The following is a 25,658-nucleotide window of genomic DNA, read 5'->3' on the forward strand; positions in this document are numbered from 1 at the left end:
CAGCATGCCGGACCGGTCAGCCGGACCCGAGCACGTGCGCCCGCACGTCGGTCTTGAGCACCTTGCCCACCGTCGACCGCGGCAGGTCGGGCCAGACGTGCAGCTCCTTGGGTGCCTTGACGCTGCCGATCCGCTCCTTGACGAACGCCGTCACGGCCGCCGCGTCGAGCTGCGCCCCGGGCCGGGCCTGGACGACGGCCACCACCCGCTCGCCCCACTTCTCGTCGGGGACCCCGACCACGGCGGCGTCGGCGACGTCCGGGTGGGCGGTGAGCGCGTTCTCCACCTCGGCGGAGTACACGTTGAACCCGCCCGTGATGATCATGTCCTTGGCCCGGTCGACGACGTACAGCCAGTTCTCGGCGTCGAGGTACCCGATGTCGCCCGTGTGGTGCCAGCCGTGCGCCGACGCCGCCGCCGTGGCTGCCGGGTCGCCCAGGTAGCCGGCCATGACCAGCGAGCTGCGCGCCACGATCTCGCCCCGCTCGCCGGTCGGCAGCAGGGTGCCGTCGTCCGCCATGATCGCGACGGTGACCAGCGGCGACGGCCGGCCGGCCGACGACAGGTGCTCGACGGCGACGCTGCCGTCGGGTCGCCGGTGGTCGGCCGGCGACATCGTCGAGATCATCATCGGCGCCTCGGACTGGCCGAACAGCTGCGCCATCGGCCAGCCGCGCTCCAGCGCCTCGGTCAGCCGGGCCACCGACATGGGCGCCGCGCCGTACCAGAAGCACTGCAGCGACCCGAGGTCGGTGACGGCTGACCGCGGGTGGTCCAGCAGCATGTAGACCAGCGTCGGCGGCAGGAACGTGTGCGTGACCCGGTGTCGCGGGACTGCGTCGAGGAAGTCGTCCAGCGAGGGCTTGGGCAGCACCACGACCTGCCCGCCCAGCGCCATCACCGGGAAGCAGAGCACCCCGGCCGCGTGGGTGAGCGGCGCGAGCGCCAGGTAGACCGGCCGGCCCTCGAACGGGTAGCTCATCAAGGTGATCGCCGACATCGTCTCGATCGACCGCGAGGTGAGCAGCACACCCTTCGGCCGGCCGGTGGTGCCTCCGGTGCCGACCACCATGACGACGTCGTCGACGGGTTCGACCTCGAACGGGTCGGCCGGGACGCCGTCGAGCCACTGCGCCAGCGACGGCGCCCCGGTGTCCTCGGCGTCCAGGCAGACCAGCGTGGTGAGCGCCGGCAGCTGGTCGCGGATCTGCGCCACCAGGGGTGCGAAAGCCGCCTGGTAGAGCAGCGCGGTGCAGCCGAACAGGTCGAGCAGCTCGCGGTTCTCCGCGGCCTGGTTGCGCGGGTTCACCGGCGCCCACACGGCACCGGCGCGGGCGATGCCGAAGACGCAGGCGAACGCGACCGGGTCGTTGGCCGACAGCACCGCGACGCTCTGGCCGGGCCGGACGCCCGAGCGCACGAGCGCCCGGGCGACCCGGTGGCTGACCTCCTGGACCTGGCCGTAGCTGTACGTCGTCTCCCCGGCCGTGAGGCAGGGGGCGTCCGGGCCGAGCGAGGCGCCCTTGTCGAGCCAGGAGGTCAGCCCCATGTCAGCGGTGCTCGGTCACGACCGGGTCGAGCACCAGCCCGAACTGGCGCAGCACGCCCAGCAGCTGCCGGTGGCCGAAGGCCTGGCAGCCCGAGGCGAACCCGACCCGCAGCGGCTTCTGCTGCAGCAGCGACATCGCGGCCCAGGCCTGCATGAGCCCGGTCTGCTTGTAGTTGCTGTTGCCGTGGATGACCACGTGCTTGCGGCCCAGTGGGCCCGAGGCGTGCACCGAGTCGATCGAGGTGTTGATCCGGGGGTTCTCCCGCGGGGGCATGCCGGTGCTCCACTGCTCGGCGATCGCGGCCAGCTTCTCGTCCCACTGGTCGCGGGGCAGGGTCTTGATCTCGCTCTCGACCATCGCCGTGGTGGCCACGACGGCCTGCATGACCGGCTTGTTCATGACGCCGCCGGCGACCTTGACGGTGGAGACGCGTGGGTCGTCCTTGAACCAGACCGGGTGCGAGGTGCCGCCCCACGGCACGGCCAGGGCCAGCTCGTGGCTGCCGGGCACCACGACGTCGAACGTGTGGGTCGGCTCGAACTTCACGTACTGGTTCTCCTCCAGGTGGAACCAGTCGGCCTTGAGGATGGTGAAGATCGTCTCGGTCGAGGCCTTGGTCGGGAAGCCCTTCCAGAGCACCAGGACGTCGAGGGTGTCCAGCCCCGGGGTCTCCAGCGCGATGTTGATGGCGATCTCGCCGGTCGTGTACATCTGCGCGATGCCGGGGGAGAGCAGCAGGCCGGCGTCGGCGAACTGCGTGCCCCAGCGGCGCTGGCACTCCAGCACCCAGTCCTGCTCGCCGGTGGTGTCCAGGTAGTGCGTGCCGGCGGCCAGGCAGGCGTCGACCACCGCCGGGCCGAGGTTGATGAACGGGCCGACCATGTTGCAGACCACCTGGGCGCCGGTGAAGAGCTCGGTGAGCGCTTCGACGGTGTGCTCGACCTCGACCACCTCGTACTGCGCGGTCTCGATCCCGGGGATCTTCTCGACCACCTCGCGCACGCGGGCGGCGTCGCGGCCGGCGGCCACGAAGGGCACGTTGAGCTCGCGCAGGTACTCGCAGACCAGGCGGCCGGTGTAGCCGCTGGCGCCGTAGACGACGACCGGCTTCGTGTCGGTCACGACCCCATCCCCCCGTCGACCGAGATGCCGGTGCCGTTGACGAACCGGGCGGCGTCCGAGGCCAGGAAGGCGACGACGTCGGCCATGTCGGCGACCTCGCCGAGCCGGCCCGAGGGGGTGAGCGAGACGACGGCGCCCACGGCCTCCTCGACCGAGGGGAACAGGCCGAGCTCGGCCATGTCGACGGCGAGCTGGTTGCCCATCGTGGTGGGCACCAGGCCGGGGTAGATGCAGTTGACCCGCACGCCGTAGCCGAGCTTGCCCGACTCGGCCGCGGCGATCCGGGTGAGCCGGTCGACGGCGGACTTGGTGGCCGAGTACCCCGAGATGCCGGGGAAGACGATGGTGGCGGCGACCGAGGCGATGTTGACGATCGAGCCGCCGGTGCCGGCGACCCCGCCGGGGCGCATGGCCCGCAGGCCGTGCTTGACGCCCAGCGCGGTGCCCAGCACGTTGACCTCGAGCATGCGGCGCAGGTCGGCCGGGTCGAACTCCGTGATCAGCGACGAGATCTCGATGCCGGCGTTGTTCACCAGGACGTCGAACCCGCCCATGATCCCGCTGGCCTCGGCGACGGCGGACTCCCAGCCGGCTTCGTCGGTGACGTCGAGGTGCACGAACCCGGTGGTGGCACCGTCCGCGCCCAGCTCCTCGGCCGTGGCGCGGCCCTCGTCGTCGAGCAGGTCGGCCACCACCACCGACGCGCCGTTCCGCACGAGGGCCTCGGCCATGCCCTGGCCGAGGCCGCGGGCCCCTCCGGTGACCAGGGCCTTGCGCCCGGTCAGGTCGAACACCGACATCAGTGCCTCCGCTGCGTCCGGTCACCGGGCCGCCGGCCGACGCTGGCCGGCGGTCCCCGCTGTGACGCCGGTCATGCTTCGCTGTCGTCTTGACGACTGTCAAGGAAAATCTTGACGACTGTCCAGAGGGCGGACGGGCCGGTACGCTCGGCCGGATCGGAGGGGGTGACGGCGTGGCCGAACGGGTGGACAAGGTCGCGGCGCGGCGGGCCGAGCTCGCGGCGGCGACGCTGCGGACGCTGGCCGAGCTGGGGTACGCCCGCACGAGCCTGCGCGAGATCGCGCAGAACTCGGAGTTCAGCCACGGGGTGCTGCACTACTACTTCCAGGACAAGGTCGACCTGATCACGCACTGCGTGCGCGAGTACAAGGCGATCTGCGTGACCCGCTACGACCAGGTCGTCGCCACGGCCACCACGCCGGCGCAGCTGCGCGAGGGCTTCCTCGAGAAGCTCGCGCAGACGCTGGTGGAGGAGCCGCACATGCACCGGCTCTGGTACGACCTGCGCAACCAGTCGATGTTCGAGCCCTCCTTCCGGGTCGACGTCGCCGCCATCGACGACAGCCTCGAGCGCATGGTCTGGCGGGTCGTCTCCCGCTACGCCGACCTGGTCGGCACCCCGCCCCTGGTCACCCCGCCGGTCATGTACGCCCTCTTCGACGGGCTCTTCCAGCAGGCCCTGCTGCGCCAGCTGGCCGGCGACCCCGCGGCCGCCGCCGACCTGCAGGCCGGGGTCACCGCCGTCGTCGCCCAGGTCGTCCCGGCCGACCGGGCGGCCGTCCCCGGCTGAGCGGGTCTGGTTGGCTGGAGGCGAGCGCCGGGGTGGTCCCCGGCCCGTGACGCGAGAAGGAGCCCCCCGTGGCCGAGCTGACCCGCCCCGACGTCGAGCCCCCCACCGGCCCGGCCCCCGACGACCTGGTGATCGAGGACCTCGTGGTCGGTGACGGCGACGAGGCCACCGTGGGCAAGCGCGTGTCGGCGCACTACGTCGGCGTCACCCACGACACCGGTGAGCAGTTCGACGCCTCCTGGGACCGCGGTGACGCGTTGGAGTTCCAGCTCGGCGTGGGCATGGTCATCGCCGGCTGGGACGAGGGCATCGCCGGCATGAAGGTCGGCGGTCGCCGCCGGCTCACCATCCCGCCGCACAAGGCCTACGGCGACCGCGGCGCCGGCGGCGTCATCAAGCCCGGCGCCACGCTGGTCTTCGTCGTGGACCTCGTCGGCGTCCGCTGACCCGGTCGAGCCCCTCACCGCGCCCCCGTCGGGAACACCCGGCGGGGGCGTGCTGTTGGGGCCGGTCGTGAAGGTGGAGATCTGGTCCGACGTCGTCTGCCCGTGGTGCTACATCGGCAAGCGCCGGTTCGAGACCGCGCTGTCGAGGTTCGAGCACGCCGACGACGTCGAGGTGGTCTGGCGCAGCTTCCAGCTCGACCCCACGGTCGCCGAGGGCGACGTCCACCCGACGCTGCCGGCGCTGGCCCGCAAGTACGGCCGCAGCGAGGCCGAGATGCGCGAGCAGATGACCTCCCTCGACGCGCTCGCCCTGCGCGAGGGCCTGCACTACGACCTCGCGAACGGCATGGCGGGCAACACCCTGCTGGCCCACCAGCTCATCCACCTCGCCGCCGCGCGCGGCGTGCAGGACGCGATGAAGGAACGCCTGCTGCACGCCTACTTCGAGGAGCGCGCGTCGGTGTTCGACGTCGACTCCCTGGTGCCGCTGGCCGTCGAGGTCGGCCTGGACGCCGACGAGGTGCGCGCCGCGCTCACCGACCGCCGGTACCTGGCCGCCGTCCACGAGGACATCGCCACCGCCCGGGCGCTCGGCGCCACCGGCGTCCCGTTCTTCGTCGTCGACCGCGCCTACGGCGCCTCCGGCGCCCAGGACCCCGACGTCCTGCTCCAGCTGCTGCAGCGCGCCTGGACCGACAGCCACCCGCTGGCGACCGTGCCGCCGGCCGCCGGGTGCGAGGGCGACAGCTGCACCGTGTGACCTAGGGTCGGCGGCATGGTCGACCCGCGCCGGTACCGCATCTCCGACGCCGACCGCGAGCGGGCGGCCCAGCGGCTGCACACCGCGATGGCCGAGGGTCGCATCACCTTCACCGAGCTCGACGAGCGGTTGGCGCAGGTCTACGCGGCCCTGTACGCCGAGGACCTCGAACCGCCGTTGGCCGACCTGCCGCCCGAGCACCCCGCGCCGTCCGGTCTGGCCGTTCCGCCGCCGTCCACGACCACCGCGTGGCAGCCCGCGCCGCCGGCCGGCCCCGCCCCCGTCGTGCTGAAGACGGGCATGGGCGACATCAAGCGCAACGGCGCCTGGCAGGTGCCACCCGTGCTGGAGGTGCAGAGCACCATGGGCAACGCCGTCCTGGACTTCACCCAGGCGCTGGTTCCCCAGCAGGTCATCGAGCTGCGGCTGAAGCTGGGCGCCGGCACGGCGAAGCTGATCCTCCCGGACGGCGCCACCGCTGACGTCGACGGCGTCTCGGCCGGCATGGGCAGCGTGAAGAACAAGGTGCCGGCCGGCCCGCAGCCCGGTCAGCTGCACGTGGTGGTGCGCGGCAAGGTGTCGATGGGCGACGTCGTCGTCCGGTACCCCTACGAGATCGGCCGCTTCCGGTTCTGAGGGCCGGGTAGGGGACGCCGGTGCTGAACCACGCCGACCCCTTCCCCGACCGGCCCGGCCCGGTCGTCGTCCTGCTGCCGGCCTTCCCGCTGGACCACCGGCTCTGGGACGACGTCGCAGCCCTCCTGCCCGCCCCGCTGCGGCCGGTCGCGGTCGACCTGCCCGGGCTCGGCTCCACGGCGGCGGGTGAGCCGTCGCTGCAGGTGGCCGTCGACGGGGTCGTCGAGCTGCTGGACCACCTGGGCGCCGCCCGGGCCGTGGTCGCGGGGCTGTCCACGGGCGGGTACGTCGCCGCGCTGCTGGCCGGCCACGCGCCGGACCGCGTCGCGGCGCTGGCCCTGTGCGACACGACCACCGAGGTCGGCCCGCCCGACGTCCCCGCCGACCGGCTGGCCGTGGCCGCCGACCTGGAGCAGCACGGCATCGAGGTGGTGCTCGACTCCGTGGCCGAGGGCCTGGGCCCGCACGCCGGCCCGGAGCTGGCCGGCCGGGTCGAGACGATGATCCGGTCGCAGGACCCCGACGACGTCGCGTGGGTGTGCCGCGCCCTGGCCGCCCGGCCCGACACGTCGCAGGCCGTGCGCGACTTCCCGGGCCCGGTGCTGCTGGTGTTCGGCGAGCACGACGCACCCACCCCGCCGGCGCAACGCCTGGCCGGGCTGCAGGAGCTCCGCCCGGACGCGGTCGCGCTGGTCGTGCCGGGGTCGGGCCACCTCACCGCGCTGGAGTCCCCGGCCGCGGTCGCGGAGGCCCTGACGACGCTCGCCTCCCAGGAGCAGGAGCAAGACGTCTGATACGTCTTGCCCAGTGGTAGACGTCATGTACGTCTCGGCTGTCCTGGACCGCGCGTCGGCGCTAGCCTCCATGGATCGCACCCGCCGGGCGGGCGCGAGCACCACCGCCGGTGCGAGCTCCGCAGCGGCGGGAACAGAGGATGGAGACGCCCTGTGACGTCCGTGGCCACCCCCGGTCTGGAGAACGCCCCCACCACCCACTCGCGCCTGCTGGCCTGGGTGGCCGAGATGGTGGAGCTGACGACCCCGGACCGCGTGGTGTGGGTGGACGGCAGCGACTCCGAGTACGCCCGCCTCACCGACCAGCTGGTCGAGGCCGGCACGTTCACCCGGCTGGAGGCCAAGCCGCACTCGTTCCTGGCCCAGTCCGACCCCAGCGACGTCGCCCGGGTGGAGGACCGCACCTACATCTGCTCGGTCGACGAGGCCGACGCCGGTCCCACCAACAACTGGATGGAACCGGCCGAGATGAAGGCCGTCATGACCGAGCTGTACCGCGGGTGCATGCGCGGTCGCACGATGTACGTCATCCCGTTCTGCATGGGGCCCATCGAGGCCGAGTCGCCCATGTTCGGCGTCGAGATCACCGACTCCGAGTACGTCGTCGTCTCCATGCGGGTCATGGCGCGCATCGGCACCCGGGCGCTGGAGGCCATGGGCACCGACCGGCCGTTCGTGCCGGCGATGCACTCCCTCGGCGCCCCGCTCGAGCCCGGCCAGGCCGACGTCCCGTGGCCCTGCAGCTCCACCAAGTACATCGTCCAGTTCCCCGAGGAGCGGATGATCTGGTCCTACGGCTCGGGCTACGGCGGCAACGCCCTGCTGGGCAAGAAGTGCTACTCGCTGCGCATCGCCTCGGTCATGGCCCGCGACGAGGGCTGGCTCGCCGAGCACATGCTGATCCTCAAGCTCACCAACCCCGAGGGGAAGGTGCACTACATCGCCGCGGCGTTCCCGAGCGCCTGCGGCAAGACCAACCTGGCGATGCTCGAGCCCACCATCCCGGGCTGGAAGGTCGAGACCCTCGGCGACGACATCGCGTGGATGCGGTTCGGCGAGGACGGCCGGCTCTACGCCCTGAACCCCGAGTTCGGCCTGTTCGGCGTGGCGCCGGGCACCGGCTGGGACACCAACCCCAACGCGATGCGCGCCATCGACCAGGGCAACTCGGTGTTCACCAACGTCGCGCTCACCGACGACGGCGACGTCTGGTGGGAGGGCATGACCGACGAGCCGCCGGCACACCTGACCGACTGGAAGGGCCGCGACTGGACGCCGGACTCCGACGAGCCCAGCAGCCACCCGAACAGCCGGTTCTGCACGCCGATCACCCAGTGCCCGATCCTCGCCCCCGAGTACGACGACCCGAAGGGCGTGCCCATCTCGGCGATCCTCTTCGGCGGTCGCCGCAAGACCACGATCCCGCTGGTCTCCCAGGCGCGGGACTGGAACCACGGCGTCTTCATGGGGGCCACGCTCTCCTCGGAGACCACCGCGGCCGCCACCGGCGCGGTCGGCGTCGTGCGCCGCGACCCGTTCGCGATGCTGCCGTTCATCGGCTACAACGCCGGTGACTACTTCAACCACTGGGTCGAGACCGGCAAGTCGGCCGACGCGAGCAAGCTGCCGTCGATCTTCTACGTCAACTGGTTCCGCCGGGACGACGAGGGCGGCTTCCTGTGGCCGGGCTTCGGCGAGAACTCCCGCGTGCTCAAGTGGGTCGTCGAGCGGCTCGAGGGCACCGCGTCGGCCGTCGAGACCCCGGTCGGCCACGTGCCGACCGTGGACTCCCTCGACGTCGAGGGCCTGGGCATGACCCGCGAGCAGGTCGAGGCGGCGCTGGCGGTGGAGCCGGAGGAGTGGCGCGAGGAGATCCCGCAGATCACCGAGTGGTTCGAGAAGTTCGGCGACAAGCTCCCCACGACGATGTGGGACGAGCTGGAGATCCTCAAGAGCCGCCTGGCCTGAGCGAGGCCACCCTCGCCCCCGGTGCGCCGTGCGCGCCGGGGGCGAGGAGCCCGACCTGCATGCCGGTCGGGCTCCGCCCGGCTACCGTGACGGGATGAGGCATGTCGCGGGGTTCGTCGTCGGGCTCGTCCTGGCTGCCGCCGCGTTGCTGACCGTGGGCAACGGTGCGCTGCGGCTGGGCGCCGCCGTCCTGCGCGGTGCGACCAGCACCGACGGCTTCGTCTGGCTGGCCGTCGGCGCCGGCGTCCTCGGTGTCGCCGCGGCGCTGCGTCGGCTCTCGCCGTTGGTGCCGCTGCTGGCCGGTGCCCCGTTCGTGGCCCTGGGCGTGCTCGTGCAGTTCGCCCCCGAGCAGCTGGCCCGGTTCGCCCCGCGCATCGGCGGCGAGGTCCTCGACGGACTGCGCGCCTTCGCCGGGGTGGGTGGCGCGCTGGTGGTCGGCGTGGTGCTGGTGCTGCTCGCCCTGGTGCCGCAGGGGCGGCGCCGTGCCCGGCTCGACCGCGGTGACGACGGCCGCGACGACGACGGCTTCACCGCGGTGCCCACCGCCGAGCCGGAGGCCTGGCGCTCGGGTGGCCCGAGCACCAACGCCTATCCTTCGGCCACCCCCTACGAGCGGCCCCCGCTGGACCGGCCCTCGTCCTGACCACCGGGCCGGCGCCACCTGCGCCGCCGTCCCGCACGTCCCCCGGACCCTGCCGTCGGAGGCCTCCCGCTCGTGCCCAACCCCTACCTGCAGGTGCTGCGCACGCCGCACGCGCTGCCGATGGTGGCCTCGGCGTTCATCGGGCGGCTCCCGCTGTCGATGATCGGGCTGGGCAGCGTGCTGCTCGTGCAGGACTACACCGGCTCCTACGCCCTCGGCGGCGGGGTCGCCGCGGCCGGCGCGATCGCCACCGCGATCAGCGGGCCGGTCCTGGGCCGGCTGGCCGACACCCTGGGCCAGCGCCGGGTGCTGCTGCCGTTGCTGGTGGTCTTCGTGCTGGCCGGCTTCGGCTTCCTGTTCTCGGTGCGCGAGGGCTGGCCGCTGTGGATCGTGTTCGCCACCGGTGCGCTGGCCGGGGCGTGCATCCCGCCGGTGGGCTCGATGATCCGGGTGCGCTGGACCCACCTGCTGCGCGGTACCCCGCGGCTGCCGACCGCGCTGGCGATGGAGTCGGTGGTCGACGAGTTCGTCTTCATCGTCGGGCCGGTGCTGGTCACGTTCCTGTCCACCACCGGGCACACCACCTCCGGTGTGGTCACCGCGTTCAGCCTCGCCGTGGTCGGCAGTCTGGCCTTCGCCGCCCAGGGGCGCACCGAGCCGCCCGCGCACGGCCACGAGAGCCGGCAGGGGCCCTCGGCCATGCGCACGGCGGGGCTGCGGGTGCTCTTCGTCGTCGGCCTGGCCGTGGGCACGATCCTGGGCACGCTGGAGATCGCCCTGGTCGCCTTCGCCGACGAGGTCGGCGCGAAGTCCTACTCGGGCGTGCTCATCGCCGCGCTGGCGATCGGCTCGATGGTCTCGGGCATCGGCTGGGGCACGGTGCACTTCCGGTCGCCGGTGCGCCGTCGGCTGCTCGTCGTCCTGCCCGTGTTCGTGCTGTTCAGCCTGCCGCTGGTGCTGGTCACCGATCTCTGGGTGATGATCCCGTTCGTCGTGCTGGCCGGTCTGGCCGTGTCCCCCTCGCTCATCAGCGCCTTCACCCTCACCGAGGTGCTGGTGCCGCGGGCGGTGGTGACCGAGGCGTTCACCTGGATCGGCACCGCGCTGGCCATCGGGGTCGCGGTCGGGGCCTCGGTCGCGGGCAAGGTCGTCGACGTCGCCGGGGCCAACCAGGCCTTCCTGGTCGCCACGGTCGGCGCCGCGGCCGCCGGGGTGGTCGTGGCGGTGTTCCAGCGCCTGCTGGTGGTCCCCGCCGAGCACGCCGGGGACCCCGCGCTCGCCCGCTGACGGCGATCCGCACGGAGAAGTGCACCGAATCGGTGCGGTTTCTTGCGCTGTGCTGCCGTCGTGTGGTTGCCTCTCCGGCGTGACGTACTCGCTCGCGCTCCACCGGAGGTCCGCCGTGGACCTGCTGCGTGTCGCCAGCGCGCTGTGTCCGGGCTGCTGACCTCTCCCCAGCGCCCGCACCCGTCACCCGCCGCGAGGACCCGGACGACCCCGGTCCCGCCGCGCCCGCACTCCCGGAGATCCCGCATGACCACCGTGCTGCCCCCTGCCACCCCGAGCGCCGTCCCCGCCGCGGCGCCGAGCACCGCACCCGCCGGCGCCGCCGCGCTCGCCGTCGCCCTCGCCATCCGCACCGACCTGTGGGCCGACCGGGTCGAGTACCGCGAGGAGTCCCGCTGGACCTCGCTGCTCGACCCCGCCGACGTCGCGCACGCCATCGACCCCTCGCTGCACGCCGAGCTGCACGACGCCCAGATCTGGCTGCTGTCCTGGCTGCCCGGCCAGGGCACCCCGCTGCACGACCACGGCACCTCGGCCGGGGCGTTCGCCGTCGCCCGCGGCGGGCTCACCGAGCGGGTGGTCGCCCGGGGGGTGGACGGCGCGCCGCGCCAGAGCACCGCCGACCTCGCGGCCGGGCGCGTGCGGTTCTTCGGTGCCCACTACGTGCACCAGGTGGTGAACACGCTGCACGAGCCCGCGGTCAGCGTGCACGTCTACGCCCCGCGGCTGACGCTGATGAACACCTACCGCATCGACGAGTCCGGGCTGGTCCGCGTCGGCACCGAGCGCGCCGGGGTGGACTGGTGACCGCCGTCCTCGAGCCGGTCACCCGGCGCGCCCCCGCCCTCCGGCCCCCGGGCGCGGTCTCGGTCGACGAGCTGCTGGCCGACGCCCGCTCGCGCATCCAGCGGGTCACCCCGCAGCAGGCCGCGGCGCGCATCGCCGCCGGTGCGCTGCTGGTCGACATCCGCCCCGCCGCCCAGCGCAACCGCGAGGGCTGGGTCGCCGGGGCCACCGTCGTCGAGCGCAACGTGCTCGAGTGGCGGTTCGACCCGACCAGCGACGCCCGCCTGCCCGAGGCCACCGGCTACGACCTCGACGTCGTCGTGCTGTGCTCGGAGGGCTACACCTCCAGCCTGGCCGCCGACGCCCTGCGTTCGCTGGGCCTGCGCACCGCCACCGACGTCGTCGGCGGCTTCCACGCCTGGGTGGCGGCGGGCCTGCCGCACGTGCCCGGGTACGGCGCCCGCGCCGTCTGAGACCCGCCCGGCCCGCGCACCCGACGGAGGGGTGCCGCGGGCCGGGCGTCGTCCACCGGCGCGCAGCCCCGCCTGGCAGGGTGGGGCGATGACCCGATCGCGCGCGGCCGCCGGCGGTGGCCGGCTGGTGCTGGTGCCGCCCGAGCGGGTGGAGCGGTGGCTGGACAACGCCGCGGCCCGGCACGGCTCGTTCGCCGACGTCGCGGCCGACGCCGAGGGCGTCATGCTCACCTGCGCCGACGGCGACGTCCTGCGCCTGGTGCCGCCCTTCGGGTGGGACGGTCCCGGCCCGGCCGCGCTCACCCGGCTGGGGGTGGCTGCCCGCTCCCGGCACCGGGTGGCCGTGCTGCTGGTGCGCCGCGGGCGGTGGGCCGTCGGGGTGTTCGACGGCCCCGACCTGGTCGTCTCCAAGGTCGACAGCCGGCTCGTGCAGGGCCGCACCGCGGCGGGCGGGTGGTCGCAGCAACGGTTCGCCCGGCGGCGCGGCAACCAGACCGACGCGGTGGTCGACCACGCCGTGGAGACCGCGCTGCGGGTGCTCGGACTGCACGTCGCCACCTGCGCGGCGCTGGTGACCGGTGGCGACCGCGGCCTGGTCGACGACGTCCTCGGCGACCGGCGGCTGGCCGACCTCGCGGCCCTGCGCCGGCTGGACCCGGTGGAGGTGGGCGAACCCACCAAGGAGGTGCTGCTGGCCACCCCGGCCCAGTTCCGCGCCGTCCGGGTGCACCTGACCGGGTGACCGGGGCGCGGCAGTGATGAGCCGGGTCCACCGATGTCCGTCCTGGCTCACCGGCGTCGGTGAGCCAGGACGGACTTCGATCAGCTGAGCTGATCCACGCCGGGCGTCAGAGCAGCTCGAGGACGGTGGCGTTGGCCTGGCCGCCGCCCTCGCACATGGTCTGCAGGCCGTAGCGGATCCCGTTGTCGCGCATGTGGTGGACCATCGTGGTCATGATGCGGGCGCCCGAGGCGCCCAGCGGGTGGCCCAGGGCGATGGCCCCGCCGAGGGGGTTCAGCATCTTCTCGTCGGCCCCGATCTCGGCCTGCCAGGCCAGCGGCACCGAGGCGAAGGCCTCGTTGACCTCGAAGACGCCGATCTCGTCGAGCCGCAGCCCCGAGCGGTCGAGCACCTTCTTCGTGGCCGGGATGGGCGCGGTCAGCATGATGACCGGGTCGTCGGCGGCCAGCGCCACGCTGTGCACCCGGGCGATGGGGGTCATGCCCAGCTGGGCGGCCTTCTCGCTGGTCATCATGAGCAGCGCGGCCGAGCCGTCGGAGATCTGGCTGGCGTTGCCGGCACTGACCACGCCGTCGGCCTGGAACGGGGTCTTGAGGCCGGCCAGGGCCTCGACGGTGCCGCCGCGGCGCACACCTTCGTCGGCGCCCACGCGGCCCTCGGGGGCGTCGACCGGGGCCAGCTGGGCGTCGAACCGGCCCTCGTCCTGCGCGGCGGCGGCGCGCTCGTGGGAGCGGAGGGCGAACTCGTCGAGCTGGGTGCGCGACAGGCCCCAGCGGGCGGCGATCATCTCGGCGCCGATGCCCTGGTTCGGGCTCACGCCGTCGTACCGGTCCATGAACTTCGGGCCCATGGGGTCCTGGGTGCCGCGGGAGGAGCCCATGGGCACCCGCGACATCGACTCGATGCCACCGGCGACGACGACGTCGTAGTGCCCGGCGACCAGGCCGGCCGCGGCGAAGTGCACGGACTGCTGGGAGGAGCCGCACTGCCGGTCGACCGTGGTGCCGGGGACCGACTCGGGCCAGCCCGCGGCCAGCACGGCGGTGCGGGCGATGTCGAAGGTCTGCTCGCCGCTCTGCGAGACGCAGCCCCAGATGACGTCGTCGACCAGGGCCGGGTCCAGGCCGGAGCGGGAGGCCAGTGCGCTGAGCACGTGGGCGGACAGGTCGGCCGGGTGGACGCCGGACAGGCCCCCGTTGCGCTTGCCGACGGGCGTGCGCACGGCCTCGACGATGACTGCGTCGCGCATCCGGCGACTCCTCTCGTGGGGCGCCGGCTCCGCTGCCGACGCTGAACGGTCAGCTCTGACTGTAGCGCGGCGGAGCCGATCGGTGGAGGGAGGACGAGCCGGTCGGTGGATGCCGGTGCGGGCCGCCGCCCGCGAGGGTCGTGGCATGGCGTTGATCGAGGTGCGCGGACTGCGCAAGACCTACGGCCGCACGGTCGCGGTGGACTCGCTGGACCTGGACGTCGACGAGGGGCAGGTGGTCGGTGTCCTGGGGCCCAACGGGGCGGGCAAGACGACCACCGTCGAGTGCGTCGCCGGCCTGACCCGCCCGGACGCCGGCACGGTGTCGCTGGCCGGGCACGTGCCCTGGCGCGACCGCGGGCCGGTGACCCGGCTGCTCGGGGTGCAGCTGCAGAGCTCCGGGCTGCCGGCCAAGCTCACCGCCCGCGAGGCGGTGCAGATGGTCGCCGCCTGCCACGACGACCCGGTCGACCCCGACGAGCTGGTCGACCGGCTGGGGCTGGGGCCGGTCGCCGGCACCCGGTACGCCAAGCTCTCCGGCGGCCAGCAGCAGCGGCTGGCGATCGCCACCGCCCTGGTCGGCCGGCCCCGCGTGGTGCTGCTCGACGAGCTGACCACCGGCCTGGACCCCGAGGCCCGCCGCCGGACCTGGGACCTGGTCCGCGACGTCCGGGACGCCGGGACGACGGTCGTGCTGGTCACCCACCTGATGGAGGAGGCCCAGCAGCTCTGCGACCGCATCACGGTGGTCGCCGGTGGCCGGGTGGTCGCCGAGGGCACCCCGGACGAGGTCGTCGCCGGGCGGTCCGCGGCCACCACGATGTCCTTCCTCCCCACCGCTGCGCTGCCGTCCGGTGCGCTGGACGGGCTGCCCGGCGTCGTCGGGGTGCGCCGGGCCGGTGACCGGGTGGAGGTCACCGGGTCCGACGACGGCGTCCGCGCGGTGCTGCGCGCGCTCACCGCGCACGGCGTCGAGCCCGCGGGCCTGCGGGTGGCCGCCAGCACCCTCGACGAGGCCTACCTGGAACTGGTCCGCACCACGTCCCTCAGCACCGCCCCTGCCAGCACCGCCCCCGTCAGCACCGTCGCCGAGGAGTCCCGATGACCACCGCCGTCCGCACGACCGGCCGTGCCCGCCCGGGGCGCGCCGTCCTGGCCGCGGAGACGCGGTTGTTCCTCCGCGAGCCCGGCTCGCTGTTCTGGGTGCTGGCCTTCCCCACCCTGCTGCTCGTGGTCCTCGGTCTGGTGCCGGGCATGACCCAGCCGGACGACGACCTCGGCGGGCGCAGCTTCGTCGAGCTGTACGTGCCGGTGTCCTGCCTGCTGGCCGCGATCATGGCCGGGGCGATGGCGCTGCCGACGGTGGTGGCCACCTACCGCGAGCAGCGGATCCTGCGGCGCATCGCCACCACGCCGGCGCGGGCCGGGCACGTGCTCGGCGCCCAGGTGGTGCTGCACGGCACCGCGGTGGCCCTGTCGGTCGTGGTGGTCCTCGCCTGCGCCCGGCTCGTCCTGGGCGTCGCGCTGCCGGCGCAGCTCGCCGGCTGGGGGCTCGCCTTCCTGCTCGCACTGGTGGCGGTGCTGGCCGTGGGCGGGCTGGTGGCCGGCACCGCGCCCTCGGTGCGGATCGCCACGGCCCTGGGGACGGCGGTGTTCTTCCCGCTCATGTTCACCGCCGGCGTCTGGTTCCCGGTGAGCGGGATGGGCGGGGCGCTGCGCGACGTCGTGGCGGCGACCCCGCTGGGTGCGGCGGCGCTGGCGCTGGAGCAGGCCCAGGCCGGGGTCTGGCCGGACGCCGTCCACCTGCTGGTGGTGGCCGCGTGGGCGGTCGGGCTGACCGCGGTGGCGGTGCGATGCTTCCGGTGGCAGTGACGGGCAGGGAGGACCGGTGACCGACCTCGGCAGCAGCATCGAGCTGCGCTGGCGCGCCCTGCTCCGCCGCGGCCCCTACCTGCTGCTGGCGCTGGCCACCGCGGTGTCCGCGGGCACGATGCCGCTGTTCGGCGCCGGGCCGGTTGCGTGGAGCCTGCTGCTGGCCGGTGCCGTGGTGATCGCAGTGGCCCACCGGTTCGCCGTCGACCGGCGCTGGGGGGAGACCAGCCCCGGCCCGGACCGGGTCGGTGCCGCCTACGTCGCCGGCCGGACGGCGCTGGCCTTCGTGCTGACCTGGGTCAACCCGTTCTTCGCGCTCTTCGCGTTCGTCGGCTACTTCGACGCCTTCGAGCACGTGCGCCGCCGGTGGGTCACCCCGGTCGTGCTGGTCACCGCCGTCACCATGGCCGGCTCGCAGTCGGGCGGGCTGCCGCCGCAGGACCTCACCCAGGGTCTCGTGTTCGCCGGCCTGCTGGTGCTCAACGGCGGGTTGGCCGGGTTCTTCGTGCGCATGGAGCTCGACGAGAACCTGCTCAGCGCGCAGCGGGTGGCCACCATCGCCGAGCTCGAGCGCACGAACGCCCGGCTGGCCGAGGCGCTGGCGGAGAACGCCGACCTGCAGGCCGAGCTGGTGCAGCGGGCCCGCGACGCCGGGGTGCACGAGGAGCGGGAGCGGCTGGCGCTGGAGATCCACGACACCATCGCGCAGAGCCTGGTCGGCGTCGTCACGCAGCTGCAGGCGGTCGGGCCGTCCGACGAGCCGGTCGCCGTCCGGGCGCGGGTCGACCGGGCCACCGAGCTGGCCCGGGGGGCGCTGGTCGAGGCGCGGCGGTCGGTGGCCGGGTTGCTGCCCGCCGAGCTGGACGGCGCCGCGGCGCCGGCGGCCATCGAACGGCTGGCCGCCGAGTGGACCGCGCGCACCGGGTCGCCGCTGGAGGTGGTCGTCACCGGCGAGCCGCGGGCGGTGCCGGCCGAGGTCGAGGCCACCCTGCTGCGGGTCGCGGGTGAGGCGTTGGCCAACGTCGACCGGCACGCGCGGGCGCGCCGGGTGGGCCTGACCCTGTCGTTCATGCCCGACGAGGTGGTGCTCGACGTCCGCGACGACGGCGTGGGCTTCGCCGGAGACCGGACCGACGCAGTCACCGACGGTGCCCGGTTCGGGGTGCGCGGCATGCGGCAGCGGGCCGACCGGGTGGGCGGGGAGCTGGTGCTGGAGTCCGAGCCCGGCGCGGGCACGGCGATGTCGCTGCGGGTGCCGGTGCCCCGTGGGTGAGGTCCGGGTGGTGCTGGCCGACGACCACCCGGTGGTGCGGGACGGGCTGCGCGGCATGCTCGCCGCCGTCCCCGGGGTCGAGGTGGTCGGCGAGGCCGCGGACGGCGTCGAGGCGGTGGCCGTGGTGCGGGCGACCCGGCCCGACGTGCTGCTGCTGGACCTGCGGATGCCCGGCGGCGACGGCCTCGACGCCATCGCGGCGCTGCGCGGGGACCCGGTGCGGGTGCTGGTGCTGTCCACCTTCGCCACCGGGCGCGACGTCACCGCGGCGCTGGAGGCCGGCGCCACCGGCTACGTCCTGAAGGACACCCCGGCCGCCCAGCTGGTGGCCGCGCTGCGGGCCGCGGCGGCGGGGGAGTCGGTGCTCTCGCCGGCGGTGGCGACCCAGGTGGTGTCGCGGCTGCGCGGGGAGACCGACGGCCTGACCGACCGGGAGCTGGCCGTGCTGCGACTGGTCGCCCAGGGCACCCCGAACCGGGCGATCGCGGCGTCGCTGTTCGTCAGCGAGGCCACCGTGAAGACCCACCTGGGCCACGTGTTCGGCAAGCTCGGCGCCACCGACCGCGCCGCGGCCGTGGCCACCGCCTACGAACGCGGCATCCTGCCCTGACCCGCCAGCACGGCGGTCAGGTCGGCGCGGGCGGTGGTGAGCGAGGGGCCGTACCAGGTGAGCTGCCGGCCGCTGACCAAGGCCGTCGCCCGGCCGGGGAAGGCCTCGGGGCCGTCGTCGGCGGTGAAGACGTAGGGCTCGTCGGGCAGCAGCACGAGCTCGGCGTCCACGTCCCCGGGCTCGACCTTCGGGTAGCGCTCGGCGGTCACGGCGTTGGTGCAGCCGAGCCTGGTCAGCAGGTCGCCGGTGAAGGTGCGCGCACCCACCCACATCCACGGGTCGCGCCAGACCGCCACCGCCACCCGGGGGCCAGGCGGCGGCGGGGTGGCCCAGGCCTGCTCGGCGGCGGTCAGCCAGTCGGGGGCGGGCACCTGCAGGACGTCTGCGAACAACCGGCGCATCGAGGCGAAGGCATCGTCCAGCGTCTCGATGCGGGTCACCCACACCGGGACGCCCGCCTCGCGCAGCCGCCGGACGTCGAGCTCCCGGTTCTCCTCCTGGTTGGCCACCACGAGGTCGGGCGCCAGCTCGCCGATCGTGGCCAGCGCGGGGTTCTTGGTGCCGCGCACCCGGGTGACGTCGAGGCCCGCCGGGTGGGTGCACCAGTCGGTCGCGCCCACCAGCCGGTCGGGCACGGTGACCGACAGCGCCTCGGTCAGCGACGGCACCAGCGACACGACCCTGCGCGGCGGCCCTGCCAGCTCGACCGGGTGCCCGAGGTCGTCGTCCAGGCCGAGTGTCACGTGAGGTCGGTCCGGGCAGGACGGTGAGCGGTCACTGGATGTCCCCGGCGTCGGCACGGAGCTCGCGGAGCACGGCGATCAGGTCCTGCACGCGGTCGGGGGCCAGGCCGGGGCGGGTGAAGACCTCGGCGTTCAGGGCGTCGGTGGCCTTGGCGGCCACCCGCCGTCCTTCGTCGGTGATGGAGACGACCACCACCCGGCCGTCGGACGGCGACGGCCGGCGCGCCACCAGCTCGGCCGCCTCCAGCCGCTGCGCCGCGTTGGTGACCGACGCCGGGTGCACCTGCAGCAGCGCGCCGGCCTTGGTCATGGGCAGCGAGCCCTCGCGGGTGAACGACAGCAGCTGGAGCAGCTCGTAGCGGGCGAAGGTCAGCCCGAGCGGGCGCAGCACGGCGTCCACCCGGGCCTGCACGATCGCCTGCGCCCGCATGATCGAGGTGACCGCGAGCATCCCGGGGGTGGCGTCGTCCCATCCCCGGGCCGACCACTGCCGCCCGGCCTCCGCGATCGGATCAAGCACACGGGGCTCCTCACCACGAGCAAGCTCGCGGCGAGCCTCCGCCCCGGGCTGGCCGCTGGTGCCGTCGCGCATCAGACGTTGCGCCGGTACTGGCCGCCGACCTCGAAGAAGGCGTCGCTGATCTGGCCGAGCGAGCACACCCGGACGGCGTCCATCAGCGCGGCGAAGACGTTGCCGCCGTGCATGGCGGCCTCCTGCAGCGCGGACAGCGCGGCCGGGGCCTCGGCGGCGTGCCGGGCGTGGAAGTCGGCCAGCCGGGCGAGCTGCGACTGCTTCTCGTCCTCGGTGGCCCGGGCCAGCTCGACGGTCTGCGGCTCCTCCTCGGCCGCGTGCGGGTCGAGGAAGGTGTTCACGCCGACGATGGGCAGCGAGCCGTCGTGCTTGCGGTGCTCGTAGAGCATCGACTCGTCCTGGATCCGGCCGCGCTGGTAGCCGGTCTCCATGGCGCCCAGCACGCCGCCGCGCTCGGCGATCCGGTCGAACTCGGCCAGCACGGCCTCCTCGACCAGGTCGGTGAGCTCGTCAACGACGAACGAGCCCTGCAGCGGGTTCTCGTTCATCGCCAGGCCCCACTCCTGGTCGATGATCATCTGGATGGCCAGCGCCCGGCGGACCGAGTGCGCCGAGGGCGTGGTCACGGCCTCGTCGTAGGCGTTGGTGTGCAGCGAGTTGGCGTTGTCGTAGATCGCGCACAGCGCCTGCAGCGAGGTGCGGATGTCGTTGAAGTCCATCTCCTGCGCGTGCAGCGACCGGCCGGAGGTCTGCACGTGGTACTTCAGCTGCTGGGCGCGCGGGTTGGCGCCGTAGCGCTCCTTCATCGCCACCGCCCAGATGCGGCGGGCGACCCGGCCGATGACGGTGTACTCGGCGTCCATGCCGTTGGAGAAGAAGAAGCTCAGGTTGGGCGCGAAGTCGTCGATCGACATGCCGCGGGCCAGGTAGGCCTCGACGTAGGTGAACCCGTTGGCCAGGGTGAAGGCGAGCTGGCTGATGGGGTTCGCCCCGGCCTCGGCGATGTGGTAGCCCGAGATCGAGACCGAGTAGAAGTTGCGCACCTTCTCGGCGATGAACCACTCCTGGATGTCGGCCATGCAGCGCAGCGCGAACTCCGTGGAGAAGATGCAGGTGTTCTGGCCCTGGTCCTCCTTGAGGATGTCGGCCTGCACGGTGCCGCGGACGTTGGCCAGCACCCAGGCGCGCACCTCGTCGGGGTCGGAGTCGGGGTGGGCGGCCAGCCGCTGGTCGACCGCGGTGTTGAGGAACATCGCGAGGATCGCCGGCGCCGGGCCGTTGATGGTCATCGACACCGACGTGGTGGGCGAGCACAGGTCGAAGCCGTCGTAGAGCGCCTTCATGTCCTCCAGCGTCGCGATCGAGACGCCGGAGGTGCCGACCTTGCCGTAGACGTCGGGGCGGGGGTCGGGGTCGCGGCCGTAGAGGGTGACCGAGTCGAACGCGGTCGACAGCCGGGTCGCGGGCTGGCCCTCGCTGAGCAGCTGGAAGCGGCGGTTGGTGCGGAAGGCATCGCCCTCGCCGGCGAACATGCGGGCCGGGGCCTCGCCGTCGCGCTTGAACGGGAAGACGCCGGCGGTGTAGGGGAACCGGCCGGGCACGTTCTCCGAGCGCAGCCAGCCGACGAGCTGGCCGTGGTCCTCGGTGCGCGGCAGCGACACCCGCCGCACCTGGTTGCCCGACAGCGTCTCGCGGGTCAGCGGGACGGCGATCTCCTTGCCCCGGACGGTGTAGGTGTAGGTGTCGCCCGAGTAGTCCTCGACCAGCTGGGGCCAGCCCTCGAGCAGGTGCACGGTGTCGGGCAGCAGGTCGATCTCGGCGGCGCGGGCCCGGGCGGCGTCGGCTGCATCGCCGGACAGGAGCTCGGCCGCCGTCCCCAGGTGCTGCACGTCCCGGGCGAGGGCGGCCTGCTCGGCCGTGGTGCGGTGGTAGCCGCGCACGGTGTCGGCGACGTCGGCCAGGTACCGGGCCCGGGACGACGGGACGACGCTGGTCAGCCCGGTGGAGGCCATCACGTCGACGGTGGGCAGCACGCCGGTGGCCAGCGGGAGGCCCTTCTCGGCGAGCAGCCGCTTCAGCTCCTGGAACAGGGCGGTGACGCCGTCGTCGTTGAACCGGGCCGCCGACGTCCCGAAGACCGGCATGGTCTCCCAGCTCTGCCCGAACGCCTCGCGGTTGCGCACGAGCTGGCGGGCGACGTCGCGGCGGGCGTCCTCGGCGCCGCGGCGCTCGTACTTGTTCACCGCGACGACGTCGGCGAAGTCGAGCATGTCGATCTTCTCCAGCTGCGACGCGGCGCCGAACTCCGGCGTCATCACGTACAGCGAGACGTCGGAGAACGGCAGGATCGCCGCGTCGCCCTGCCCGATGCCCGGGGTCTCGACGACGACGAGGTCGAAGCCGGCGGCCTTCGTGGCGGCGATGACGTGGTCGAGGTGCTCGGGCACCTGGGCGCCCGCGGTGCGGGTGGCCAGCGAGCGGAAGAAGGTGGACCCGCGGTCCCCGGTCTCCAGCGCGTTCATCCGGATCCGGTCGCCGAGCAGGGCGCCACCGCCGCGGCGGCGCGAGGGGTCGACCGCCAGGACGGCGATGCGCAGCTTGTCCTCCTGGTCCAGCCGCAGCCGGCGGAGCAGCTCGTCGGTGAGCGAGGACTTGCCCGACCCGCCGGTGCCGGTGATGCCCAGGACCGGCACGTGCCGCTGCGCCGCCTCGCGGGTGACCCGCTCGGCGAGCTCGGGGTCGGCGCCGGCCTCCAGCACGGTGATCGCGCGGGCCAGGGCCGCCGGGTCGCCGGTGAGCAGGGCCCCGACGTCCGGGCCGTCGGTGGTCAGGTCGACGTCGCAGGCCGCGATCAGCTCGTTGATCATGCCGGGCAGGCCGAGGCGCTGGCCGTCCTCGGGGGCGAAGATGCGCACCCCGCGCGAGCGCAGCAGCGCGATCTCCTCGGGGACGATGACGCCGCCGCCCCCGCCGAACACCTGCACGTGGCCGGCGCCGTGCCGCTCGAGCTCCTCCTTCAGGTAGCTGAAGTACTCGACGTGCCCGCCCTGGTAGGAGCTCAGCGCGATGCCCTGCGCGTCCTCCTCCAGCGCCGCCCGGACGACGGTGGCCACGCTGCGGTCGTGCCCGAGGTGGACGACCTCCGCGCCCTGGCTCTGCAGCAGCCGCCGCATGACGTTGATCGCGGCGTCGTGCCCGTCGAACAGGCTCGCGGCGGTGACGAACCGGACGGGGTTCACGGGCACGTGCAGGTCGGTCACGAGAGGTCCTCCGGCGCTGGGTACGTGGACGTCCAAGCAACCTACGCGGAGATTGCTTGGACGTCCACAGATCTACTCGCCGACGACCTGTGCGGCGAACGCGGCCGACCGGGCCCGTAGCGCCTCGATGCGCTCGGCGACGACCTGGTCGGCGATCGCCTCGATGCCGTCGCCGGCCTCGCTGCTGGTCGGGGGCCGCCGCACGTTGGTCGAGCAGGACAAGTCGTCGCACAGCAGCACGCCGAGGGTGTTGCCGGCCCGCCCGGACGCGCCGCCCCGGCGGGCGACGAACAGGCCCGCCCGCACCGTGAGCAGGTCGCGGCACCAGGCGCACATGGCCTTCTTCCGCCGCCCGCCGGGCTCGGGGGCGCGCAGCAGGATGCCGACGGGCCCGCGGTCGAGCTCGAGGACGACGTAGGCGCGCAGCGGGGCCTTGGGGTCGCGCCAGCCCAGCATCTCCAGGTGCTCCCACGGCTGGGTGGCCAGGTCGGGCAGGACGGCGTCGGCGACCTCGCGGCGGGAGGCGTTGACGAAGGAGGAACGGATCTGCTTCTCGGTGAGGGCGTGCACAGCTGACTCCGGTGCGGGAGGAGGGGTGGGGGATGCGTCGTCCCGTCCCGGGCACGCCGCCGCACCGGCCGCTCGGCGGCCGTGGATCGCGCGGGTCAGCGGAGCCGGACGCGGGTCCGGCTCGGGGTCGACCAGGCCATCGCGGCCACCTGCCTCCCCGCGGGTCCCCCCGCACACGTACCGCTCGGTCGGCCCCGACGCTACGCCCGGGGTCCACCCTTCTGCCGCTGATCACCCCGGGTGGGTTGCTGCCTCGTCGGACGTGAGGCCACGGTGGACCTGGGGTGATCATGGAGTCGTGGGTGCCGGGCGGTGTGGCACCGTGGGTGGCTCACGTCGAGCGAGGAGTGGCAGTGCAGCGGATCGCAGTCATCGGTGGCGGGCAGATGGGGGCCGGCATCGCCGAGGTCAGCGCCCGGGCGGGGTGCGACGTCGTCGTGGTGGAGGCCGACGAGGACGGTGCCGAGCGGTTCCGCGCCCGGCTCGAGAAGAGCCTGCAGCGCGCTGCGTCCTCCGGCCGGATCTCCGCCGAGGACGCCGACGCCGCGTTCGCCCGGGTGGAGGTCGCCACGTCGCTCGAGGGGGCCGTGCACGCCGACCTGGTGATCGAGGCCGCGCCCGAGGTCGAGGCGCTGAAGCTGGACCTGTTCCGCAGGCTCGACGAGATCCTGCCGACCGACGCGATCCTGGCGTCGAACACCTCGTCGATCCCGCTGGTGAAGATGGCCAGCGTCACGAAGCGACCGGACAAGGTCGTCGGCGTCCACTTCTTCAACCCCGCACCCGTGCTGCCGCTGGTCGAGGTCGTGGCCAGCCTGCTGACCAGCGACGAGACCCTCGCCGCGGTGACCGCGTTCGCCGAGGACCAGCTGGGCAAGACGACCATCCGGTCCAAGGACCGCGCCGGGTTCATCGTCAACGCCCTGCTCATCCCGTACCTGCTCAGCGCGATCCGGATGATGGAGAGCGGTTTCGCCTCGGCCGAGGACATCGACGCCGGCATGGTGCAGGGCTGCGCGCACCCGCAGGGCCCGCTGGCGCTGGCCGACCTGATCGGTCTGGACACCACCGCGGCCGTCGCGCAGTCGATGTACGAGGAGTTCAAGGAGCCCCTGTACGCCCCGCCGCCGCTGCTGCTGCGCATGGTCGACGCCGGCCTGCTGGGTCGGAAGACCGGGCGCGGCTTCTTCCCCTACTCAAGGTAGTCGGCGCGGCGGAGTTGCCGAGTACCGGAACGCGTTCTAGCCTCCACCTCGTCACCCAGCACCGGGTGCCAGTCGCGCAGGTGCGCGCCGGGCCCGCGGGCCCGTCGAGGAGCTGGGTCCCCATGGACGAGCTGACCGACCGGAGCGCGCCCCGTCGCGGGCGGCCACCGGACCCCACACTCCGACCTCGCCTGCTCGCCACGGCCCGTCGCCTGCTGGCCGAGGGTGGACTGCAGGCGCTGAACGCCGACCGCCTGGCGCGTGCGGCCGGGGCGGGGAAGTCCGCCGTGCACCGGCGGTGGCCCGACCTCCTCGACCTGGCCGCCGACGTCGTCCGCACCGCCGACCTCGCGAAGCCGGCGCAGGGCGCGGCCGCCACCGTCGACGACCTGGCTGCGCTCGCCGCAGGGTGGTCGGCCCCCCTCAGCCTGCCCGAGCGGGCCGCGGCGTCGCTCGTCGGCGCCCACCGGCACCACGCCGCGCTGGCGGAGGCGTTCGTCGGCGCGGTCGACACCCCGCTGACGGAGCTGGCCACGACCCTGCTGGCCCGCCGGGGGCCGGTCGACCCCGCCCGCGCATCGCGGGTGGCCCAGGTGCTGCGCGCCCTGCTGGTCGGCCGTCTCGTGCGGGGTCCGGTGTCCCCGGCCCATGCCGACGGCCTCGCCCGGGAGGTGCTGGACCCCCTGCTCGGCCGGCCCGGGGGCTGACCCGTCAGCTCGGGTGGGCGCGCCCGGCGACGACGTCGACGGCGAGGTCGCGCAGCTTGCGGCGGGTCTGCTGCGAGTTCCGCGACAGCACCTCGAAGGCCTCGTCGGCGGTGCAGTGCAGGCGGGCCATGACCATGCCCTTCGCCTGCTCGATGACCAGGCGCGCCTCGATGGCCTCGCGCAGACCGTCGACCGTGGCCCGGCTGGCGGCCAGGGCGCGCATGTTGGCCACCGCGGTGGCCGCCCCGTCCGTGTAGCGCTGGCAGGCGCGCACCGCGACGTCGTCGAAGGCGCCGGGGGTGGTGGCGTAGAGGTTGAGCGCGGCCCGCACGCGACGGCGGTGCTGGGCGCGTTCCTCGGGGCTGCGCGGCAGCTCGACCGGCACCGACAGCACGCTGCCGGCCCCGAGTTCACGGGCATGCCGCACGAAGGCCGGCCACCGGACCTCCTCGGCCGTGTCGGCCAGCAGGACCGGGCCGTCCCCCGCCTCGGCCGCGCTGAGGCACGGACCGTCGCCGCTGCGGTACTGCGTCTCGTCGAGCTCGTAGGCCATCACCCCGGACGACGCCACCGTGGCCCCGTCGCCGGCGGCCTGCAGGATGGTGATCGAGGCCTCGGCCACGCCGGGCAGCACGGCGGCGGCCAGCTCGACCACCCGCTGCAGCACCGAGGGCACGGAGTGGTCGGCGAGGAAGAGGCGGTGCAGGGCAGCGACCGCGGCGTCCACGGCGGCGTCGGACCTGGCCGGGTGCTCGCCGGCGCCGTGCGGGAGGTCTGGGCCCATCGGCTCCCCACCTGTCCCCGGCGAACGGGTCGCCAGGTGCCGCTCCGGGTCGGAG

Annotated in this window: 26 protein-coding genes; 17 read left to right on the forward strand and 9 right to left on the reverse strand. The window is 74.1% G+C overall.

The genetic code is table 11. The features are described 5' to 3' along the window. Positions 1-16: 16 nt before the first annotated feature. From BLP29_RS06865 to BLP29_RS06875, 3 genes are read right to left on the reverse strand one after another with little or no spacing between them, the layout of a single operon-like run. On the reverse strand, positions 17-1,549 hold the full coding sequence (locus BLP29_RS06865; protein WP_092801683.1) for an AMP-binding protein: 1,533 nt from the start codon (positions 1,547-1,549) through the stop codon (positions 17-19). 1 nt (position 1,550) lies between these two features. Further along, on the reverse strand, positions 1,551-2,672 hold the full coding sequence (locus BLP29_RS06870) for a DUF5938 domain-containing protein (protein ID WP_092801686.1): 1,122 nt from the start codon (positions 2,670-2,672) through the stop codon (positions 1,551-1,553). Then, positions 2,669-3,472, reverse strand: a complete 804-nt coding sequence (locus BLP29_RS06875) for an SDR family NAD(P)-dependent oxidoreductase (protein WP_092801689.1) — start codon at positions 3,470-3,472, stop codon at positions 2,669-2,671. Before BLP29_RS06875 ends, BLP29_RS06870 begins: the two co-directional genes overlap by 4 nt. A gap of 173 nt (positions 3,473-3,645) precedes the next feature. On the opposite strand from BLP29_RS06875, the gene BLP29_RS06880 reads away from it, so the two are divergent. The 11 genes from BLP29_RS06880 to BLP29_RS06930 all read left to right on the forward strand — a co-directional run bounded on the left by BLP29_RS06880 (position 3,646) and on the right by BLP29_RS06930 (position 12,798). Then, complete coding sequence (locus BLP29_RS06880; protein WP_243469749.1) at positions 3,646-4,263, forward strand: TetR/AcrR family transcriptional regulator; 618 nt, start codon at positions 3,646-3,648, stop codon at positions 4,261-4,263. Positions 4,264-4,331: 68 nt separating this feature from the next. Beyond that, positions 4,332-4,709, forward strand: coding sequence for an FKBP-type peptidyl-prolyl cis-trans isomerase (locus tag BLP29_RS06885; protein ID WP_092801693.1), 378 nt, complete (start codon positions 4,332-4,334; stop codon positions 4,707-4,709). Positions 4,710-4,782: 73 nt separating this feature from the next. Then, positions 4,783-5,469, forward strand: a complete 687-nt coding sequence (locus tag BLP29_RS06890) for a DsbA family oxidoreductase (RefSeq protein WP_243469750.1) — start codon at positions 4,783-4,785, stop codon at positions 5,467-5,469. Positions 5,470-5,484: 15 nt separating this feature from the next. Continuing rightward, positions 5,485-6,105 carry a DUF1707 SHOCT-like domain-containing protein gene (locus BLP29_RS06895; protein ID WP_092801696.1) on the forward strand — a complete coding sequence of 207 codons (621 nt, stop codon included), beginning with the start codon at positions 5,485-5,487 and terminating at the stop codon, positions 6,103-6,105. 20 nt (positions 6,106-6,125) lie between these two features. Further along, complete coding sequence (locus BLP29_RS06900) at positions 6,126-6,899, forward strand: alpha/beta fold hydrolase (protein ID WP_092801699.1); 774 nt, start codon at positions 6,126-6,128, stop codon at positions 6,897-6,899. 153 nt (positions 6,900-7,052) lie between these two features. Beyond that, the gene (locus tag BLP29_RS06905; protein ID WP_092801701.1) at positions 7,053-8,867 is read left to right on the forward strand and encodes a phosphoenolpyruvate carboxykinase (GTP); all 1,815 of its coding nucleotides are present in this window, start codon (positions 7,053-7,055) and stop codon (positions 8,865-8,867) included. 94 nt (positions 8,868-8,961) lie between these two features. Next, positions 8,962-9,510, forward strand: coding sequence for a hypothetical protein (locus BLP29_RS06910; RefSeq protein WP_133379067.1), 549 nt, complete (start codon positions 8,962-8,964; stop codon positions 9,508-9,510). Positions 9,511-9,582: 72 nt separating this feature from the next. Next, complete coding sequence (locus BLP29_RS06915; RefSeq protein ID WP_092801707.1) at positions 9,583-10,797, forward strand: MFS transporter; 1,215 nt, start codon at positions 9,583-9,585, stop codon at positions 10,795-10,797. A gap of 246 nt (positions 10,798-11,043) precedes the next feature. After that, positions 11,044-11,604, forward strand: a complete 561-nt coding sequence (locus BLP29_RS06920; RefSeq protein WP_092801710.1) for a cysteine dioxygenase — start codon at positions 11,044-11,046, stop codon at positions 11,602-11,604. Beyond that, positions 11,601-12,056 (forward strand): rhodanese-like domain-containing protein, encoded by a 456-nt coding sequence (locus BLP29_RS06925; protein WP_092801713.1) that lies wholly within the window; start codon positions 11,601-11,603, stop codon positions 12,054-12,056. The genes BLP29_RS06920 and BLP29_RS06925 overlap by 4 nt, the downstream gene beginning before the upstream one ends. Positions 12,057-12,144: 88 nt before the next feature. Beyond that, the gene (locus BLP29_RS06930) at positions 12,145-12,798 is read left to right on the forward strand and encodes an acVLRF1 family peptidyl-tRNA hydrolase (protein ID WP_092801716.1); all 654 of its coding nucleotides are present in this window, start codon (positions 12,145-12,147) and stop codon (positions 12,796-12,798) included. A 106-nt stretch (positions 12,799-12,904) separates the two neighbouring features. On the opposite strand, the gene BLP29_RS06935 is transcribed toward BLP29_RS06930, so the two are convergent. Beyond that, positions 12,905-14,047 carry a thiolase family protein gene (locus tag BLP29_RS06935; protein ID WP_092801719.1) on the reverse strand — a complete coding sequence of 381 codons (1,143 nt, stop codon included), beginning with the start codon at positions 14,045-14,047 and terminating at the stop codon, positions 12,905-12,907. 145 nt (positions 14,048-14,192) lie between these two features. Here BLP29_RS06935 and BLP29_RS06940 point away from each other — a divergent pair, with 145 nt between their 5' ends. The 4 genes from BLP29_RS06940 to BLP29_RS06955 are packed head-to-tail and all read left to right on the forward strand — an operon-like array spanning position 14,193 to position 17,802. Beyond that, positions 14,193-15,152: an ABC transporter ATP-binding protein gene (locus BLP29_RS06940; RefSeq protein WP_092803028.1), complete on the forward strand. Its 960-nt coding sequence runs from the start codon at positions 14,193-14,195 to the stop codon at positions 15,150-15,152. After that, the gene (locus BLP29_RS06945; RefSeq protein ID WP_092801722.1) at positions 15,149-15,919 is read left to right on the forward strand and encodes an ABC transporter permease; all 771 of its coding nucleotides are present in this window, start codon (positions 15,149-15,151) and stop codon (positions 15,917-15,919) included. The genes BLP29_RS06940 and BLP29_RS06945 overlap by 4 nt, the downstream gene beginning before the upstream one ends. Positions 15,920-15,935: 16 nt before the next feature. Further along, positions 15,936-17,192 carry a sensor histidine kinase gene (locus BLP29_RS06950; RefSeq protein WP_092801725.1) on the forward strand — a complete coding sequence of 419 codons (1,257 nt, stop codon included), beginning with the start codon at positions 15,936-15,938 and terminating at the stop codon, positions 17,190-17,192. Continuing rightward, positions 17,185-17,802 carry a response regulator gene (locus tag BLP29_RS06955; RefSeq protein WP_092801728.1) on the forward strand — a complete coding sequence of 206 codons (618 nt, stop codon included), beginning with the start codon at positions 17,185-17,187 and terminating at the stop codon, positions 17,800-17,802. The genes BLP29_RS06950 and BLP29_RS06955 overlap by 8 nt, the downstream gene beginning before the upstream one ends. Here the strand turns inward: BLP29_RS06955 and BLP29_RS06960 are convergent. The 4 genes from BLP29_RS06960 to BLP29_RS06975 form a co-directional block, all read right to left on the reverse strand. Beyond that, positions 17,778-18,545 (reverse strand): helical backbone metal receptor, encoded by a 768-nt coding sequence (locus tag BLP29_RS06960; protein WP_243469751.1) that lies wholly within the window; start codon positions 18,543-18,545, stop codon positions 17,778-17,780. The genes BLP29_RS06955 and BLP29_RS06960 overlap by 25 nt on opposite strands. 31 nt (positions 18,546-18,576) lie before the next feature. Then, the gene (locus BLP29_RS06965) at positions 18,577-19,065 is read right to left on the reverse strand and encodes a MarR family winged helix-turn-helix transcriptional regulator (RefSeq protein ID WP_243469752.1); all 489 of its coding nucleotides are present in this window, start codon (positions 19,063-19,065) and stop codon (positions 18,577-18,579) included. 71 nt (positions 19,066-19,136) lie between these two features. Further along, on the reverse strand, positions 19,137-22,337 hold the full coding sequence (gene icmF, locus BLP29_RS06970; protein WP_092801734.1) for a fused isobutyryl-CoA mutase/GTPase IcmF: 3,201 nt from the start codon (positions 22,335-22,337) through the stop codon (positions 19,137-19,139). A gap of 72 nt (positions 22,338-22,409) precedes the next feature. Continuing rightward, positions 22,410-22,907: an FBP domain-containing protein gene (locus tag BLP29_RS06975; protein WP_092801737.1), complete on the reverse strand. Its 498-nt coding sequence runs from the start codon at positions 22,905-22,907 to the stop codon at positions 22,410-22,412. A gap of 353 nt (positions 22,908-23,260) precedes the next feature. Between BLP29_RS06975 and BLP29_RS06980 the strand changes: the two genes are divergently transcribed. Both BLP29_RS06980 and BLP29_RS06985 read left to right on the forward strand, forming a co-directional pair. Further along, on the forward strand, positions 23,261-24,112 hold the full coding sequence (locus tag BLP29_RS06980) for a 3-hydroxybutyryl-CoA dehydrogenase (protein ID WP_243469753.1): 852 nt from the start codon (positions 23,261-23,263) through the stop codon (positions 24,110-24,112). A gap of 122 nt (positions 24,113-24,234) precedes the next feature. Continuing rightward, on the forward strand, positions 24,235-24,819 hold the full coding sequence (locus BLP29_RS06985; RefSeq protein WP_092801740.1) for a TetR/AcrR family transcriptional regulator: 585 nt from the start codon (positions 24,235-24,237) through the stop codon (positions 24,817-24,819). A gap of 4 nt (positions 24,820-24,823) precedes the next feature. Here the strand turns inward: BLP29_RS06985 and BLP29_RS06990 are convergent, their stop codons facing one another. After that, positions 24,824-25,603, reverse strand: coding sequence for a GAF and ANTAR domain-containing protein (locus BLP29_RS06990; protein WP_092801743.1), 780 nt, complete (start codon positions 25,601-25,603; stop codon positions 24,824-24,826). Between the last annotated feature and the right edge of the window lie 55 nt (positions 25,604-25,658).

It is taken from the genome of Klenkia marina (assembly GCF_900101025.1).
GTDB classification, from domain to species: domain Bacteria; phylum Actinomycetota; class Actinomycetes; order Mycobacteriales; family Geodermatophilaceae; genus Klenkia; species Klenkia marina.